Origin of the sequence: Streptomyces sp. NPDC056738 (genome assembly GCF_042790435.1) — a bacterium.
Lineage (GTDB): Bacteria > Actinomycetota > Actinomycetes > Streptomycetales > Streptomycetaceae > Streptomyces.
This window is the reverse complement of record NZ_JBHTZF010000007.1, coordinates 401,052-418,685: the sequence shown is the minus strand read 5'-3', so window position 1 is coordinate 418,685 and position 17,634 is coordinate 401,052. Positions and strand designations below refer to the sequence as shown.

The following is a 17,634-nucleotide window of genomic DNA, read 5'->3' as shown; positions in this document are numbered from 1 at the left end:
AGGGCGCGGAGCGGACGCGGTCCGGCCGCGCCCGTGTCCGTGTCGGTTTGGGGCCTATTCCGTGCGCAGCCCGTCCGGCCGCATCAGCCGGATCAGCGGCGGCAGGCTGAGCAGGGTCACCAGGAGCACGACACCCGCGCCGATCCCGGTCATCGACAGAACGCTCGCCCAGTCCACGCTCACCGAGGTCCCCGTCATCTTGAGCAGGACCGTGCCGAGGGTGAGCCCGACGACGGCCGCGAGGCCGAGCCCCAGCGCGATCGGGATCGCGGTCTGCCACAGCACCGACATGCTCAGGGTGCGGCGCCGGGTGCCGAAGGCGACCAGCGCCGACAGCAGCTTCTTGCGCTCGCGGAGCTGTTCGAGCTGGGAGATGAGCAGACTCGCGCCGATCAGCACGAGGACGCAGGCCGCGCCGACGGACAGGCCCGTACGGATGGACGTGAACTTCCGGGACTGGGTCGTCGCCGACCAGACGGTGGCGTCGGTCAGGGGGCCGATCCTCGCGGCGCTGTTGCGCACCAGTTCCAGGACGTCCGGCACCGACTCGTCGAGCTGGACGTAGACCGTCGCGCGCGTGGCGGACGCAGCCCGTTCGGGCAGCGCGCCGGGCGTGAAGAGGAAGCCGCCGAGCTCGCTGCCGGACGGGTCCTTGCGCAGACCGGCCCGCTTGACCCCCTTCGGCACCGTCCAGGCGATCTCCCGGCCCTCGTCGGAGGAGCCGTAGGAGGGGTCGAAGTAGAGCCTGGTGCCGGGCTTGTCGAGCTTCGCGGTGGTGGTGTCCCACGAGGCGTTCTCGACGGCGAAGACGTCACCGTCCTCGCAGGAGGGCAGCACCGCCGTCTCCCGCAGCGCCGCGCAGTCGCCGACCGTCGCGGTCGTGGTGTTCTCCGGTTCGTCGCGCCCGTCGCCCACGTCGGTCCGCGCCAGGGCGGTCAGGTGGGTGACGCCCCTGGTCCCGGACAGTTGCCGGACCGCCCGGGCCGAGGAGACCCCGTCGGGTACGGCGACGGACATCTGGGCCCGGGTGAGGTCCTCCTTGCTGATCTTCGTGTAGTCGTCGTCGACCCCGGCGAACAGCATCTGCAGGGCTATCGCGCCGGCCACGGCCACCGCGATGCCGTTGACCAGCCGGGCCGCCGAGCCGCTGCTCAACTGAAGTCTGCGGATGGCCAGTTGCCAGGCCACGCCGCCGGAGTTCAGCCGGGCGACGACCGCCTCGACCACCCAGGGCAGCAGCGCGGTGATGCCGACCAGCAGCAGCAGGACGCCGCCGATGACGAGGTACTGGTTGAAGTCCCCGTTGGACCGCCCCTGCCCGATCATCGGGTACAGCATCGCGAGGCCGCCCAGCGGCAGCAGCAGCCGCCACCACAGCCGGCGTCGCGAGGGCCGCGCGGTGCGCACCACGCCGAGCGGCTCGATGACGACACCGCGCAGCGCCAGGAGCGTCACCGCGACCGCGGCGGACGGGACCGCGAGGGCCACCAGCGCCACCAGCGCGGGCGAGGGATCGAGGTCGGCCGGGAAGACGCTGATCCTGAACACCATGATCAGACCCGCGACCTGACGCCCGACCAGGAAGAACCCCGCGCCGAGGACCAGGCCCAGCAGCGCGCCGGCCAGCGCCTCGCCGGCCGCGATCCGCCGGGTCATCCGCCCGTCCGCGCCGACCAGCCGCAGGGCCGCGAGCCGGCGGTCGCGCCGCTCGCCGCCGAACCGGACGGCGGCGGCGATGAACACGCCGACCGGCATCAGCAGCACGACGAAGACGATCAGTACGAGCAGTACCAGGACGGGGTCCATGGCCTCGGACTGCCCGGGGGAGCCGAAGGCGTCGATGCGCTCGACCCGGCCGCTGCCGACGGCGGTCGCGGTGAGGTCCTTCGAGCCCGCGTAGAAGGCGAGTTCGTGCGGACCGACCAATCCGGCGTCGGCGATCGTGCCGGTGACGCGGTAGTCCAGGCGCTCGCGCAGCAGCTTGCCGTCGGGGGACTTCAGCAGCCGGTCGAGGGCGGGCGACACGACCATGTCACCGGCCGCGGGGAACGCGGACACGCCCGGCGGCAGCGGGGCCCGGGAGCCCTCGGGCTGCAGCAGCCGGCCCCGTACGTCCTCGTCGCGGAAGGCGGTGTCCACGTGCGCGACGATCAGCGTGCGGTCCGACTTCTTCCTGACCGTCCCGCTGTACGTGATGTCGCCGCGGGCGCTCTCCCGGTCGTGCCGGGAGGCCAGCGCGCTCGGCAGCGCGGTCGTGAGCAGCAGCAGCGCCACCCCGAGCCCGACCCCGACGGCCGTCAGCAGGACCCGCACCCAGGCCTCGCGGCCCCCGGTCACCGCGAACCTGGCGCCCATGGCGAGGTCGCGGGTCCACTGGCGGGCACTCATACGATCCGCTCCATGTCCCTGGACCTGCCGTCGCGTACGACGACCTCGCGGTCCGAGTACGCGGCCACGCGCGCCTCGTGCGTGACGAGCACGACGGCGGCGTTCGTCGAACGGGCGGCGTCCGTCAGCAGCTCCATCACGCGCTCGCCGTTGAGGGAGTCGAGCGCCCCGGTCGGCTCGTCGGCGAACAGCACCCGGGGACTGGTGACCAGCGAACGGGCGACGGCCACGCGCTGGCCCTGTCCTCCGGAGACCTCGCCGGGCCGCTTGCCCTTGAGGTCGTCCACCTCGAGGCGTTCCATCCACGACAGCGCGGCGCGTTCGGCCTCCTTGCGGCCCGTGCCGTTCAGCCGCAGCGGCAGCGCGACGTTCTCGACACAGCTCAGCTCCGGTACGAGCTGGCCGAACTGGAAGACGAACCCGAACTCCGAGCGGCGCAGCGCACTGCGCTGGGCGTCGTTCATCGTCGCCATCTCGCGGCCGTCGTACGTGATCGAGCCGGAGTCGGGCGTGACGATGCCCGCGAGGCAGTGGAGCAGGGTGGACTTGCCGGAGCCGGAGGGGCCCATCACGGCGACGACCTCGCCGGGGTGGATGGAGAAGCCGGCACCGTCCAGCGCGGTGGTCGGACCGTAGGTCTTGCGCAGCTCGGAGGCGGTGAGCAGGGAGCCGGCGGGAGGGGCGGAGGTGGTCATCGGGCCGTCACCGCCTCGGCGAGCCGGTCGAGGCGCGCGGCCGTCAGCTCCAGCCACCGCAGATCCGCCTCCAGGTGGAAGAGGGCGTGGTCGCAGATGAGCTGGTCGGCCAGGTCGCCCTTGCGCTTGCGCTCGGTCAGCATGCGCATCATCCGCAGGTGCTCCGAGCGCTGGGTGTCGAGGAGCTCGCTCGCGTCCCGGTGGGTCAGCAGGGCGAGGACGACCTTCGTGTACAGGGTCGACTGGAGGTACGGCTCGGGCGTCTCCGGCGTCGCGAGCCAGCGCTGCACGTCGGTGACGCCGGCCTCCGTGATCGCGTACCGCTTGCGCTCGGGCCCGTCGCCCGCCTCGATCCCGTCGATCTCGACGAGCCCGTTCTTCAGCAGCCGCGACATCGTCGAGTAGACCTGGCCGTAGTGCAGAGGCCGGTCGTGACCGAATTTCTCGTCGAAGGCCCGCTTCAGGTCGTAACCGTGGCGCGGCCCGGACTCCAGGAGCCCTAGAAGGGTGTGACCGATGGACATGCCGAGCACTCTACACACGGCGTATACACGGCATGTATACGCAGCGCGTATAGGTCGACCGAGGAAGCCGCCCGGCGCGGGGAACGCGCTGGTCAGGGCCGATTGTCACGGTTCTGGAACCGTCCGGCCGCTCGGTGCGCACCCCCTGTGCGCGCCCTCCCTCGCGCGGGACGGCGCCCCGTGGCCCCGGGCGCCCGCCCTCCCGCGACCCGGGAGCGCGCGGCCCGGCGGGGACCCGGTCCGCGCGCCGGACGCCCGTTGTCGGTCGTCTCACTTTCCCCCGCCCCGGCAACCTTCCGGCCCTTCCGCACGTCGGAATCAGTGAGGCGGTGCCCATGGCGTGCTGATTGTCACGTCCGGAAAAGACCGGATCGGCGCCCCTTTGTCATAGCGCGCGGTGTTAGCTTGCTGAGCTGACCTGACCGGCGAACTTGTGTGCCACACGAGAATGAAGCGGAGCGGATCGACCCATGGGACGAGCTGAAGAGAGACGAGCGCGGCAGGCGCAGGGCCGCCGCGCGGCGCCCCAGCGCTCGTCCGGGCACGAATCGGCGGGCGCGGCGGGCGGCGCGAAGGCCGCCGGCAAGCCCCGCCGTACCGGCATACGCCGGTTCGTGAACTGGAAGACGATCCTCGGCACGTTCCTCGGCTTCTGCCTGCTCGGCATGGCCGGCTTCATCGTGCTCTACATGATCGTCCCGGTGCCCGAGGGCAACGCGGCCGCCAAGCGCCAGAGCAACATCTACCAGTACAGCGACGGCTCGATGCTCGGGCGCAGCGGCAAGGTCAACCGCGAGATAGTCGACCTGGCCAAGGTGCCCAAGAGCGTCCAGAAGACGTTCGTCGCCGCCGAGAACAAGACCTTCTACGGCGACTCGGGCATCGACCTGAAGGGCACCGCCCGAGGCCTGATCAACACCCTGTCCGGCAAGGGCAAGCAGGGTGGATCGACGATCACGCAGCAGTACGTCAAGAACTACTACCTCAGCCAGGACCAGACCGTCACGCGCAAGCTGAAGGAAATGGTCATCTCGCTGAAGGTGGACCGCAAGAAGACCAAGGACGACATTCTCGCGGGCTACATCAACACCAGCTACTACGGCCGCAACGCCTACGGCATCCAGGCCGCGGCGCAGGCCTACTACCAGGTCGACGCCCAGGACCTGAACGTCGCGCAGGGCGCCTACCTCGCCTCGCTGCTCCAGGCTCCGAGCCAGTACGACTGGGCGGTCGCCTCGAAGACCGGCAAGAAGCTCGTCGAGGCCCGCTGGAACTACACCCTCGACAACATGGTCGAGATGCACTGGCTCGACGCGGGCAAGCGCGCCGGCATGAAGTTCCCGGTCCCCAAGGAGCCCAAGGGCGCGCCGGGCATGGAGGGCCAGACCGGCTACCTGGTGGAGGCGGCCAACAACGAGGTGGCCAAGCAGCTCGTCGCCCAGGGCACCGCCGAGGACCTGGACGACGCCAAGGCGTTGCTCACCGCGGGCGGCTGGACCATCACGCTGAACGTGGACCCGAAGAAGCAGGCGCTGCTGGAGAAGACCGTCAAGCAGCAGCTCACCAGCAAGCTGGACCCGAAGAAGCGCAAGGTCGACGCCAACATCCAGGCCGGTGCCGTGTCGGTCGACCCGAAGACCGGCAAGATCCTCGCGATGTACGGCGGCACGGACTACTTCAAGCACTACTTCAACAACGCGACCCGCCGCGACTACCAGGCCGCGTCGACGTTCAAGCCGATGATCTTCGCGGCCGCACTCGACCAGCAGGCCAAGACGCGTTCCGGGCAGCCGATCACCGCGAACACGGTCTACGACGGCACCAACCGCCGTCCGGTCGTCGGCAGCGACATCGGCTTCGCGCCGCCGAACGAGGACGAGGCCAGCTACGGCCCCGTCACCGTGCAGACCGCGATGAACAAGTCCATCAACTCCGTCTTCGCGCAGATGGGCGTCGACGTCGGCATGGACGAGGTGCTGAAGGTCGCGGGCAAGCTCGGCATGAACACCAAGGGCCTCCAGGCGGTGCCCGCGCAGACCCTCGGCTCCATGGGCGCGAGCCCGCTGGAGATGGCGGGCGCGTACGCCACGCTCGACAACCACGGCAAGAAGGTCACTCCGGCGCTCGTCGCCACGGCCGAGCACAAGGACACCACGGTCAAGATGCCGGACCCGATCGGCGAGCAGGCCATCAGCGAGGAGGCCGCCGACACGGTCACCTCGGTGCTGACCGGCGTGGTCGACGACGGTACGGCGCGGGTCTCGGTGCGCAACAACCCGGCCCGTGACGGCCAGCAGGTGGCCGGCAAGACCGGTACGTCCGACAACAACAAGTCGGCCTGGTTCACCGGCTACACGCCGAATCTGGTCACCTCGGTCCTGCTGTTCGGCGAGGACGCGAAGAGCCACGCCCAGGTCTCCATGAAGGGCGCCACGGGTCTCTACCTGGAGGGCGGCCGCGTCAACGGCGGTGGCTACCCGGCGAAGATCTGGGCGGCCTACACGTTCGAGGCGATGGCGGGCAAGGTCACCAAGTTCGACCTGAACACCACCTCGGGCGCCGCGGTGGCGCCGACCGACCTGCCCACCGCCACCCGGTCGCCGTCCAGCACGCCGTCGTCGACCCCGACGACCGAGGAGCCGACGACGGAGCCGCCCACCACGAGCGCTCCGCCGACCCCCACGGACGAGCCGACGACGACCGAGCCGACGACGACGAGCCCGTCCACACCCACGAGCCCGCCGGCCACGGACGGCGGCGCCCTGACGAATCCGTTCGACCGGTCGGGTCAGTAGCGGCGCCCGCGTCCTGACGCGCGAGGAGGGCACCCGGAGATCCGGGTGCCCTCCTTCTCGCCTTTTCGAGGCCGTGGCCGGGGTTTCCGAGCCCTCGCGGCTCCCGGGCGCCCTCAGCCTTCGTCGACGGCGCGCGCGATGCGGTCGCCGGTCTCCTTGTCCACGTTGCGCCAGTACTGGAAGGCGCGCTCCAGCACCGGACGGGTGACACCGGCCTGGAGATGGCCGCTCACGTTGTCCACCAGCCGGTCCCGGGCCGCCTCGTCCAGCACCTCGCGGACCATCGTGCCCGCCTGCCCGAAGTCGTCGTCCTCGCGGTGCGGCTTGTACGCCTCGCGCACCAGCTCACCGGCTGTCTGCCAGCTCGCGGGGTCGCCGAAGCGGCCGTCGTAGTCGGCCGCGGGGCCGCCGTAGGAGTTCGGCGCGTACGGGCGGGCCGCCTTCGACGGCTCGTAGCGCATCGCGCCGTCCTTGGCGTACGAGTTCACCGGGGCGTGCGGCCGGTTGGGCGGGAGCTGGCTGTAGTTGGGGCCGATCCGGTACCGGTGGGTGTCGGGGTACGAGAACAGCCGGCCCAGCAGCATCTTGTCCGGCGAGGGGCCGACGCCGGGCACCATGTTCGAGGGCTCGAAGGCGGCCTGCTCGATGTGGACGAAGTAGTCCTCGGGATTGCGGTCCAGGACCATGCGTCCCACGTCGATCAGCGGGTAGTCCCCGTGCGGCCAGACCTTCGTCAGGTCGAACGGGTTGAACCGGTAGTCCGCCGCGTCCTCGAACGGCATGATCTGGACCTTCAGCGTCCAGCTCGGCGCGTCCCCGGACTCGATCGACTCGAACAGGTCACGGCGGTGCCGGTCCGGGTCCGTCCCCGCCAGCTCGTCGGCCTCCGCCTGGGTGAGGAAGTCGATGCCCTGGTCGGTCTTGAAGTGGTACTTCACCCAGAACCGTTCACCGCCGCCGTTGATCCACATGTAGGTGTGGGAGCTGTAGCCGTTCATGTGGCGGTACGTCCTCGGGATGCCCCGGTCGCCCATCAGCCAGGTCACCTGATGCGCGGACTCGGGCGAGAGCGTCCAGAAGTCCCACTGCATGTCGTGGTCGCGCAGCCCCGTCACCGGGTGGCGCTTCTGCGAGCGGATGAAGTCCTGGAACTTGATCGTGTCACGGACGAAGAAGACCGGGGTGTTGTTGCCCACCATGTCGTAATTGCCGTGCTCGGTGTAGAACTTCAGCGCGAAGCCGCGCGGGTCGCGCCACGTGTCGGGGGAGCCCTGCTCGCCCGCGACGGTCGAGAAGCGCGCCAGCATGTCGGTGCGCCTGCCGGGCTGGAACAGATCGGCCTTCGTGAACTGGCTGACGTCGTTGGTCACTTCGAAGAAGCCGTACGCGCCACTGCCCTTGGCGTGCACCACGCGCTCGGGCACCCGCTCCCGGTTGAACTGCGCCATCTTCTCGATGAGGTAGTGGTCCTGGAGCAGGATCGGGCCGTCGGGGCCGACGGTGAGCGAGTGTTCGTCGCTCTCCACCGGAATCCCGACGTTGTTCGTGGTGTACGGAGCCTTCCGGGATGCCTGCGTCACGAGCGTCCTCCCGTCGGAGATGAGGTCGTCAGGTCGCTTCGCCCACCCCAGCAGTCAACGCTGCCGACACCATGTCGGCAACACGGACCACGGCCCGGCACCTGCCGGTCCGACAGGCACCGGTACGGGTGTCACGGGCACCTGGACACCGGCGCGGGTGCCGGGCGTCACCGGACACCGGCCGGATGCCACGAGGCACCCGGCACACCGGCACGGGCGCCGCTGGGCGCCCGACCACCGGGGCGGGGCCGGACGAGTACCCGGTCAGTTCCGGTTCAACTCGAACCAGACGACCTTTCCCGTACTCAGCCGGGTCGCCCCCCACCGCCGCGCCAGCCGGTTCACCAGGAACAGCCCGCGACCGCCCTCGTCCGTGGCCCGCGCCTGCCGCAGCCGCGGAAGCTGGGGCACGTCGTCACCGACCTCGCAGCGCAGGACGTCCGTCCGCAGCAGCCGCAGCGTCACCGGCCGCGACGCGTACCGCACCGCGTTCGTCACGACCTCGCTGACCAGCAGCTCCACCGCGTCGGTCATGTCCTCCATGCCCCAGCGGGCCAGTGCCCGCCGGGCCAGGCGCCGGGCGCGGCCGGGCGCCGCGTCCTCCGGCTCCAGGAACCAGTACGCGACATCGCTCGGCGCGATCCCGTCGAACCGTGCGGCGAGCAGCGCGATGTCGTCGTCCCGGTCGCCCGGGCCGAGCATGTCGAGCACCTCGTCGCACAGCGCTTCCAGCGGCGGCGGATGATCCGGTCCGGTCAGCGCGGCCACCGCCGCGAGCTTCTCCCGGAGCTGTTCTATGCCGGTCCAGACGTCGCGGAGCCGTGACTCGACCAGGCCGTCCGTGTACAGCAGGAGCGTCGCCCCGGCCGGCGCGTCCAGCTCCACCGCCTCGAAGTCGACCCCGCCCACGCCGATGGGGGCGCCCGGCGGCACCCGCAGCACCTCGGCCCGCCCGCCCAGATGCAGCAGCACCGGCGGCGGATGGCCCGCGTTGGCGATCGTGATCCGGTGCGACACCGGGTCGTAGACGGCGTACAGGCAGGTCGCCATGCGGTCGGTGCCGAGCCGCTGCGCCTGCTCGTCGAGATGGTGCAGCACCTCCTGCGGCGGCAGGTCCAGCCCCGCGAGGGTCTGCGCCGTCGTCCGGAGCTGGCCCATGATCGCCGCCGACGTCATGGAGTGGCCCATCACGTCACCGACGACCAGCGCCACCCGGCTGCCCGGCAGCGGGATCGCGTCGTACCAGTCGCCGCCCACCCGGGCCGTCTCCGCGGCCGGCAGATAGCGGGACGCGAGCCGCACCCCGGTGGGCCGAGGCAGCGTCTCGGGCAGCATCGTGCGCTGCAGCTCGTCGGCGATGTACGCCTCACGGCCGTACAGCACCGCCTTGTCGATGCCCAGCGCGCTGTGCGTGGCGAGCTGCGCGGCGACCAGCAGATCGTCCGCCTCGAAGGCGAGCCGCTCCGGCCGGCGCAGGAACAGCGCCGCCCCGATCACCCGGCGCCGGCCGCGCAGCGGGGCGAGGATCGCCCGCTGCCCGCCGGGCACCGGCAGATCGTCGCCGAGCAGTTCGGGCAGCGCGGCCCGGGCGGCGGGCGCGTCCGCGAACACCGGCCGCACCCCGCGCAGCACCTCGGCGAGGGCGCCGCCGGGGCGCACCTCGCACAGCTCGGCCGTCATCGCCGACAGCTCGCTGGGCTCGGGCCGCAGCGCGGGCAGGAAACCGCTCTCGGTGTCCCGCTCCTCGGGGATGCGGTCCGTGCGCCGCAGGCGCAGCACGAGGGGCCCCGTCGGCCGCTCGTCGCCCACCGGCAGCGGGTCGCGCAGATAGACGAGGATCGCGTCGGAGAAGGTCGGCACGGTCGCCCGGCACAGCCCCATCACGATCTCGTCGAGGTCGATGCCCCGGGCGATCCGCCGGGTCGCGGCGCCCACGAAGCGCAGCCGGTCCCCGTCCCGGCGCATCGGCATCGGTCCGCCGTGCGGGACACCCTGACCCGTACGGCGCTCCTTGGCCCCGGAGGTCCGCGAGGCACGGCCCTGCTCGGCGTCCGGCTGGATCGGAATGCCCTCCGGCGCGGGCCGGGGGCGGTGGGTGTCGGGCTCGGTCACCGAGGGCTGCGAGTGCTCGGAGCCGGACCCGGAAGGGGCCGGCGAGGACGAGGGCACGTCCGTGCCCGAGGACGCGGTCACGCCGGTGTCGGACACCTGGCCGCCGGTCTTGCCGCGCTTGCCGCGCGGCTTGGACGCACCCGAACCCCTCGGTGCGTCACCCGTGCGGGCCTGTACCGGTAACGCGCCGGAACCCGGGAGCTGGGACGGCGGCTCCGAGGTACGCAGGAGCGCCCCGCGAGGGTCCGCGGGGGCGGGCGCGCCGCTCTGCCGGCGCTCGTGCGAGGTGGGGTGCTCCGTCACGCGTGTCGAGTCCATCCGTCCGGGGCTGCGCGCCGAGCGCACAGTTCTTCCCGCAGCCCCGATACCCGGAATGTGTGCCCCAGGAACGGATTCTGCGTGTCGTCAGGGCCGGAACCCGCGGCGCGAACGGCCGCGGCCCGGCACGGTACGGCTCGCCCACGGCCGAAAACGGCCCCCGTCCGCGGCGGGGCGGTGACCGAAGCCCCGGTCCGTGCGGCCGTCGTGGCGGGTCCGCGCGGTGCGACCGGTCTCTGGCCGGCCACGCCGCCGTACGCCTCGTACCCCTCGCTCACGTCTTGCCGCCCCTCGGTGACATATGGTCAAGCCCGGCTCATCCTGCGGGAGTTGTCGCTGCCGTGTGCCCTTGCGGAAGACGATCCTACGGTTGTACCACGGGGGCGCATCAAGGGTCTCATGAGGACACGTGCGCGGGCGTACGGTCCCAGTCATCCGGCAGAACGGGAACCGGCCAGCCCGGATCCGGCCTCCAGTGCTGCCAGCCGTCCGAGAACGGCGCGCCCCAGGCACGGATCACCTCCACCGCCGACCACCCCGCTTCCCTCACTCGTGCAGCCAGTTGAGCATCCATCAGACCGGCCCGTTGCGCCATGGCGAATTCGTCCTCGTCGAGCCAGCGCCAACTGCGGTCCGGGTGCACCGAGATGTCGAGGAAGTGGTCCTCGGAGTCCACCCCGCCCGCCCAACGGACCAGCGGAGCCTCCAGGTTCACGTACCAGTTCTTGAAACGCCAGCCCTGTTCCCAGAACAGCCACACCGACCAGGCCTCGCCCGGACGCGCCAGCTTCAGCACACCGGTCCCCGACCAGCGGCCGCGCCGCACCGCGCGAGGCTTCGTGTAGCGCGACTCCAGCGGTTCTGCGTGCACCGGCGAGCCGTCGGCGAGCACGGGCTTGACGCATTCCGTGTCCGGCGCCATCCACACCGCGAGCAGGTCGGCGTCGTCGCGTACGACCGTCACGGGCCGGCAGATGTGGACACTGTCGCCGCCGTTCTCCCGGTACCGCCACAGGATCGGTTGCCCGGGCTCCCAGTACGCCGCCCGCCCGTCCGCTTCCGCTCGTCTCACCGCTCCACCCTCTGCCATGACCAGATATTAGGTGCCCGGGGCATACGACGCTGCGGCAAGCGTCACGGTTCACGCCATCGGGAACCCGCTGTTACGGAGCCGTCATCAGGCGTTTCTCCGCGGGCGCCGTCCGTTACGGGTGCGTCATCCGCAGGACATCCAGGGCCTCGCCCAACTGCTCCTCGGTCAGGTCCCCGCGCTCCACGTACCCCGACTCCAGCACCACCCGGCGGATCGTCTTGCGCTCCGCCAGCGCCTTCTTCGCGACCTTGGCGGCCTCCTCGTACCCGATGTACCTGTTCAGCGGCGTCACCACGGACGGCGACGACTCCGCGTACTCCCGGGCCCGCTCGCGGTGTGCCACGATCCCGTCGACCGTGCGGTCGGCGAGCAGCCGGGAGACGTTCGCGAGCAGCCGGACCGACTCCAGCACGTTCTTCGCGATCACCGGCAGCATGACGTTCAGCTCGAAGTTCCCGGCCGCGCCCGCGGCGGCGACGGTCGCGTCGTTCCCCGTGACCTGCGCGGCGACCATCAGCACCGCCTCGGGAATCACCGGGTTCACCTTGCCGGGCATGATCGAGGAGCCGGGCTGGAGGTCCGGGAGGCTGATCTCGGCCAGTCCGGTGCGCGGTCCGGAGGCCATCCACCGCAGATCGTTCGCGATCTTCGTCAGTCCGACGGCGATGGTCCGGAGCTGACCGCTCGTCTCCACGATCCCGTCGCGCGCCCCCTGCGCCTCGAAGTGGTCGCGGGCCTCGGTCAGCGGCAGGCCGGTCGTCCGTGCCACCTCCGTGATCACCGCGGCGGAGAACCCGGGCGGGGTGTTGATCCCCGTCCCCACGGCCGTGCCGCCGAGCGGCAGTTCGGCCAGCCGCGGCAGCGAGGCCTCCAGCCGTTCGACCCCGTACCGCACCTGGGCCGCGTACCCGCCGAACTCCTGGCCGAGCGTCACCGGCGTCGCGTCCATGAGGTGCGTGCGCCCCGACTTCACGACATCGGCGAACTCCCGCGCCTTGCGCTCCAGCGAGGCGGCGAGATGCTCCAGCGCGGGCACCAGATCGCGGGTGACGGCGGCGGTCGCGGCGATGTGGATGGAGGACGGGAACACGTCGTTGCTCGACTGCGACGCGTTCACCTCGTCGTTGGGGTGGACGTCCCTGCCCAGCCGCTCGCCCGCCAGCGTCGCGATGACCTCGTTGGCGTTCATGTTGGAGGAGGTGCCCGAGCCCGTCTGGAAGACGTCGACCGGGAAGTGCGCGTCCCAGCGCCCCTCGGCGACCTCCGCGGCCGCTTCCTGGATCGCCTTCGCGGCATCCTCGCCGATCACGCCCAGCTCGCCGTTCACCTTCGCGGCGGCCCCCTTGATCCGGGCGAGCGCCTCGATGTGCGCGCGCTCCAGGCGCTGCCCCGAGACGGGGAAGTTCTGCACGGCGCGCTGCGTCTGCGCCCGCCACTTCGCCTCCGCGGGCACCCGCACCTCGCCCATGGAGTCGTGCTCGATCCGGTACGCGCCTTCGCCCTGGCCATCCGCCATTGGTGACACCTCCATGGGGGACAGCATCCCGGAGCCCGCCGGTGTTCCCGCCCGGCGCGCGTCACCCGTACGGCGTCCACCTCGCGGGGTGGACGCCGTACGGGGCCGCACTACGCCAGTCCGGGGCCGCGCACCGGGATCGTGGTGAAGGTCGGGGCGGGGGCGGGGTCCTGGAAGAAGTCGTTGCCCTTGTCGTCGACGACGACGAAGGCCGGGAAGTCCTCGACCTCGATCTTCCAGACGGCCTCCATGCCGAGCTCCTCGTACTCGACGACCTCGACCTTCTTGATGCAGTCCTGGGCCAGACGGGCGGCCGGACCGCCGATGGAGCCGAGGTAGAACCCGCCGTGCGCGTCGCACGCGTCGGTGACCTGCTTGCTGCGGTTGCCCTTGGCGAGCATCACCTTGGAGCCGCCCGCCGCCTGGAACTGCTCGACGTAGGAGTCCATGCGGCCGGCCGTGGTCGGACCGAAGGAGCCGGACGCGTAGCCCTCGGGGGTCTTGGCCGGGCCCGCGTAGTACACGGGGTGGTCCTTCAGGTACTGCGGCATCTCCTCGCCCGCGTCCAGCCGCTCCTTGATCTTGGCGTGCGCGATGTCGCGCGCCACCACGAGCGGGCCGGAGAGCGAGAGGCGGGTCTTGACCGGGTACTTCGTCAGCTCGGCGAGGATGTCGTCCATCGGCTGGTTCAGGTCGATCCTGACGACGTCACCGGCCTCGTCCAGGTGCTCGTCCGTGGTCTCCGGCAGGAAGCGCGCGGGGTCGGTCTCGAGCTGCTCCAGGAAGACGCCCTCGGCGGTGATCTTCGCGACGGCCTGGCGGTCGGCCGAGCAGGAGACCGCGATCGCGACCGGGCAGGACGCGCCGTGCCGGGGCAGGCGCACCACGCGGACGTCGTGGCAGAAGTACTTGCCGCCGAACTGCGCGCCGATGCCGATCTTCTGGGTCAGCTCGAAGACCTTCTCCTCCAGCTCCTTGTCCCGGAAGCCGTGGCCGAGCTCGGAGCCCTCGGAGGGGATCTCGTCCAGGTAGTGCGCGGAGGCGTACTTCGCGGTCTTCAGCGCGTACTCGGCGCTCGTGCCGCCGACGACGATCGCCAGGTGGTACGGCGGGCAGGCGGCCGTCCCCAGCGAGCGGATCTTCTCCTCCAGGAACTTCATCATGGAGCCCTCGTTGAGGACCGCCTTCGTCTCCTGGTAGAGGAACGACTTGTTGGCCGAGCCGCCGCCCTTGGCCATGAACAGGAACTTGTAGGCGCCGCCGTCGGTGGCGTACAGCTCGATCTGCGCCGGCAGGTTCGAGCCGGTGTTCTTCTCGTCCCACATGGTCAGCGGGGCCATCTGCGAATAGCGCAGGTTCAGGTTCTTGTACGCGTCGTAGATGCCGCGCGAGAGGGCCGCCTCGTCGCCGCCCTCGGTGAGCACGTTCTGGCCGCGCTTGCCCATGACGATCGCCGTGCCGGTGTCCTGGCACATGGGCAGGACGCCTGCGGCGGCGATGTTCGCGTTCTTCAGCAGGTCCAGGGCGACGAACTTGTCGTTCGCCGAGGCCTCCGGGTCGTCGATGATGCGGCGGAGCTGGGCCAGGTGCGCCGGGCGCAGGTAGTGCTGGATGTCGTGGATGGCCTCCGCGGCGAGCTTGCGCAGCGCCTCCGGCTCCACCTTGAGGAACGTCCGCCCGTCGGCCTCGAAGGTGGAGACACCCTCGGAGGTCACCAGCCGGTACGGGGTGGTGTCCTCTCCCTGGGGGAGCAGATCGGTGTACGCGAACTCAGGCATCTCGCCTATTCCTCACTCGACAGTCGGCTTTGCGGTGCTCGGTCGCCTCGGGCACCCCTACGGCGCGTTCGCCGGAGGCCGGCCGTCATCGGCAGCGTCCACCAGCGTAGAACCTGACACGGACGGCGAGGCTGTGAGGTAAGGCTCAGTTCGGACACCGGACCCACGGGTTCCGGTGAGGACGGGTTTCCCGCGGGTGGCGCTTGAGGGGTAGTCGCGATCTATCGCGTTTGGGTACGCTGTCGCCGTGGACCTTCAAAAGAGCCCCGACGCGAGTGCCGCCACGGCGGCGAAGCCGGCCGAGCTGCGCGCCTCGGACGCCGACCGCGACCGGATCACCGACATCCTGCGCGAGGCGGTCGCCGAGGGGCGCCTGACCGCGGAGGAGCACGCCGAGCGGGTCGAGGGCGTGCTGGCCACCAAGACGGTCGGCGAGCTCGACCGGTTCGTCCGCGACCTGCCCGCCGCCCACACGGGCCGCGCGTCCGCCGCGTACACCTCGGCGCCGAACCGCCCCACCCAGGGCGCGATCCCGGCGGAGGCCGACGAGAACGTGGTGGCGGTCTTCAGCTCCGCCGTCCGCAAGGGCCGCTGGCGGGCGGGCCGGCGCATCCACGCGTACTCGGTCTTCGGCAATGTCGAGATCGACCTGAGTGAGGCGATCTTCGAGTACCAGCAGGTCGTGATCAAGGCGATCTCGGTGTTCGGCAACGTCGAGATCTTCGTGCCGGAGAACGTCTCGCTGCGCGGCAGCGGCGGTGGCGTGCTCGGCAACTTCGAGGTGGACACGCTGGACTCGGGCGACCCCGACGCCCCCGTGGTCTACATCGACGGCCTCGCCGTCCTGGGGAACGTCGAGGCGCGGCCCAAGCGCGGCAAGCTCATCGCGGACATCCTCGACCGGGTCACCAGCCGGGTGAACGAGCGGGTGGCGGACCGGCTGGACCGGAGTTTGCGCAAGCACCTCGACCGTTGACGCTCGTGAATATGCGGGCGGCGGATGCGGTCGGTCCGCGGCGGACGATCGATCACGCGTGAGAACGGCCGGGCTTCGGCACGCAGTGCATAGGCGCGCGCACAGCGGGTAGGGCTTGCTGCATCGTCTCTTGGAGGGCGCTGTGGAACTTCCCCGGTGCCCGGCACGCTCGCGAAGCCGTCGTCAGGAGTAGACCGTGCTGCAACCGCCGCATCAGTCCCTGCAGGTAGCTGCCGTTCCGGCCCAGCGGGCGCCCGTGCGGGACAGGGATCAGGAAGCGCCATGGCACACGGAGGCGGTGTGCAGGCGTGACGAAGCCGGCCTGTTCTTCGCTCCCTCCAAGGAGCCGACCGCTTCACGTCTCTCCCGTGAGGAGGCGGCCAAGCGCGTCTGCGCCCGCTGTCCGGTCATGGTCGAGTGCCGCGAACACGCGTTGCTGCAACCCGAGCCGTACGGCGTCTGGGGCGGACTGACCGCCGCCGAGCGCCGCGTCGTGCTCGCCAGGCGGCGCCGCCGCGACCTGGAACTGAAGAAGGCCGCCCGCGGCACGATAGCCGCGGCCGGCTGACCCACCCGGGAAGGCCGGGCCCCGGGCGTCTCCGCGTGCCCAGGGGCGGCCCGCCCGGGGCACGTGGACCCGCCCGGGGGTGCCGACACGGAAAAGGGGCGCCCCTCCGCACAAGGGGCGCCCCTTTCGCGCCGTGTGGGCGCCCGGCCGGCAGGGCCGGTGGTCCTACTTGGCGCGGTCGAAGTCGATCGCGCTGTACGCACGCAGCTTGCTCAGCCGGTGCTCGGACCGGATCTGGCGGACCGTGCCCGACTTGGAGCGCATCACGATCGACTCGGTCGTCGCCGTCTCGGAGCGGTAGCGCACCCCGCGCAGCAGCTCGCCGTCGGTGATCCCGGTCGCGACGAAGAAGACGTTCTCGCCGGAGACCAGGTCGTTCGTGGTCAGGACGCGGTCGAGGTCGTGCCCGGCGTCGATCGCCCGCTGCCGCTCCTCGTCGTCCTTCGGCCACAGCTTGCCCTGGATGGTGCCGCCGAGGCACTTGACGGCACAGGCCGAGATGATGCCCTCGGGCGTGCCGCCGATGCCGAGCAGCAGGTCGATGCCGGTTCCCTCGCGCAGCGCGAGGATGGAGCCGGCGACGTCGCCGTCGGAGATCAGCTTGATGCGCGCGCCGGTCTCCCGGATCTCCTTGATGATCCCGTCGTGACGCGGGCGGTCGAGGATGACCACCGTGACGTCCTCGGGCGTGACCCGCTTGGCCTTGGCGACCCGGCGGATGTTCACCGCCACGGACGCGTTGATGTCGACGAAGTCGGCGGCCTCGGGGCCGGTGACCAGCTTGTCCATGTAGAAGACCGCGGACGGGTCGAACATGGTGCCGCGGTCGGCGGCCGCGAGCACGGCGATCGCGTTCGTCATGCCCTTGGCGGTGAGCGTGGTCCCGTCGATCGGGTCGACGGCGATGTCGCACTCGGGACCGGTCCCGTCGCCCACGCGCTCCCCGTTGAAGAGCATCGGGGCCTCGTCCTTCTCCCCCTCGCCGATGACGACGACGCCGTTCATCGAGACGGTGGAGACGAGGGTGCGCATGGCGCGGACGGCGGCGCCGTCGGCGCCGTTCTTGTCGCCCCGGCCGACCCAGCGGCCCGCGGCCATCGCGGCGGCCTCGGTGACACGCACCAGTTCGAGGGCGAGGTTGCGGTCGGGGGCTTCCGACGGGACTTCGAGTTCGGAGGGCAGATGATGTTCGGTCATCGACACGCACCTTTCTGATACGACGACGGCCGGATGAGGGTGTGCCCCGACTCTATCGCCAGGCTTGCAAAATGAGCAGGGGGGCCCACGGATG

12 protein-coding genes are annotated in these 17,634 nt (G+C 71.1%); 3 read left to right on the top strand and 9 right to left on the bottom strand.

Annotation, left to right across the window (positions count from 1 at the left end; translation table 11 throughout):
* Nucleotides 1-54: 54 nt before the first annotated feature.
* Genes ACFRIC_RS21205 through ACFRIC_RS21195 form a run of 3 tightly spaced genes read right to left on the bottom strand, consistent with a single transcriptional unit; the run spans nt 55 to nt 3,607 of the window.
* A complete protein-coding gene (locus tag ACFRIC_RS21205) occupies nt 55-2,388 on the bottom strand; it encodes an ABC transporter permease (RefSeq protein WP_382787862.1) in 2,334 nt (777 codons plus the stop codon).
* Nucleotides 2,385-3,083: an ABC transporter ATP-binding protein gene (locus tag ACFRIC_RS21200; protein ID WP_382787860.1), complete on the bottom strand. Its 699-nt coding sequence runs from the start codon at nt 3,081-3,083 to the stop codon at nt 2,385-2,387. Before ACFRIC_RS21200 ends, ACFRIC_RS21205 begins: the two co-directional genes overlap by 4 nt.
* Nucleotides 3,080-3,607 carry a PadR family transcriptional regulator gene (locus ACFRIC_RS21195; RefSeq protein WP_355760660.1) on the bottom strand — a complete coding sequence of 176 codons (528 nt, stop codon included), beginning with the start codon at nt 3,605-3,607 and terminating at the stop codon, nt 3,080-3,082. Before ACFRIC_RS21195 ends, ACFRIC_RS21200 begins: the two co-directional genes overlap by 4 nt.
* 470 nt (nt 3,608-4,077) lie before the next feature.
* Between ACFRIC_RS21195 and ACFRIC_RS21190 the strand changes: the two genes are divergently transcribed.
* A complete protein-coding gene (locus ACFRIC_RS21190; protein WP_382787857.1) occupies nt 4,078-6,402 on the top strand; it encodes a transglycosylase domain-containing protein in 2,325 nt (774 codons plus the stop codon).
* A gap of 113 nt (nt 6,403-6,515) precedes the next feature.
* Here the strand turns inward: ACFRIC_RS21190 and ACFRIC_RS21185 are convergent, their stop codons facing one another.
* The 5 genes from ACFRIC_RS21185 to ACFRIC_RS21165 all read right to left on the bottom strand — a co-directional run bounded on the left by ACFRIC_RS21185 (nt 6,516) and on the right by ACFRIC_RS21165 (nt 14,799).
* Complete coding sequence (locus ACFRIC_RS21185; protein WP_382787855.1) at nt 6,516-7,982, bottom strand: catalase; 1,467 nt, start codon at nt 7,980-7,982, stop codon at nt 6,516-6,518.
* Between the two features lie 264 nt (nt 7,983-8,246).
* Nucleotides 8,247-10,397: a SpoIIE family protein phosphatase gene (locus ACFRIC_RS21180; RefSeq protein WP_382787853.1), complete on the bottom strand. Its 2,151-nt coding sequence runs from the start codon at nt 10,395-10,397 to the stop codon at nt 8,247-8,249.
* Between the two features lie 412 nt (nt 10,398-10,809).
* Entirely contained in the window at nt 10,810-11,502 is a 693-nt protein-coding gene (locus ACFRIC_RS21175; RefSeq protein WP_382787851.1) for a DUF402 domain-containing protein, read from the bottom strand.
* Between the two features lie 115 nt (nt 11,503-11,617).
* Nucleotides 11,618-13,021 (bottom strand): class II fumarate hydratase, encoded by a 1,404-nt coding sequence (locus ACFRIC_RS21170; protein ID WP_382787849.1) that lies wholly within the window; start codon nt 13,019-13,021, stop codon nt 11,618-11,620.
* 110 nt (nt 13,022-13,131) lie between these two features.
* On the bottom strand, nt 13,132-14,799 hold the full coding sequence (locus tag ACFRIC_RS21165; protein ID WP_382787847.1) for a fumarate hydratase: 1,668 nt from the start codon (nt 14,797-14,799) through the stop codon (nt 13,132-13,134).
* Nucleotides 14,800-15,046: 247 nt separating this feature from the next.
* On the opposite strand from ACFRIC_RS21165, the gene ACFRIC_RS21160 reads away from it, so the two are divergent.
* Both ACFRIC_RS21160 and ACFRIC_RS21155 read left to right on the top strand, forming a co-directional pair.
* Entirely contained in the window at nt 15,047-15,775 is a 729-nt protein-coding gene (locus ACFRIC_RS21160) for a DUF1707 domain-containing protein (protein ID WP_382787845.1), read from the top strand.
* Nucleotides 15,776-15,971: 196 nt separating this feature from the next.
* Nucleotides 15,972-16,343 carry a WhiB family transcriptional regulator gene (locus ACFRIC_RS21155; RefSeq protein WP_328671196.1) on the top strand — a complete coding sequence of 124 codons (372 nt, stop codon included), beginning with the start codon at nt 15,972-15,974 and terminating at the stop codon, nt 16,341-16,343.
* Nucleotides 16,344-16,508: 165 nt separating this feature from the next.
* Here ACFRIC_RS21155 and glpX read toward each other — a convergent pair whose 3' ends face one another.
* Entirely contained in the window at nt 16,509-17,540 is a 1,032-nt protein-coding gene (gene glpX / locus ACFRIC_RS21150) for a class II fructose-bisphosphatase (protein ID WP_326785733.1), read from the bottom strand.
* Between the last annotated feature and the right edge of the window lie 94 nt (nt 17,541-17,634).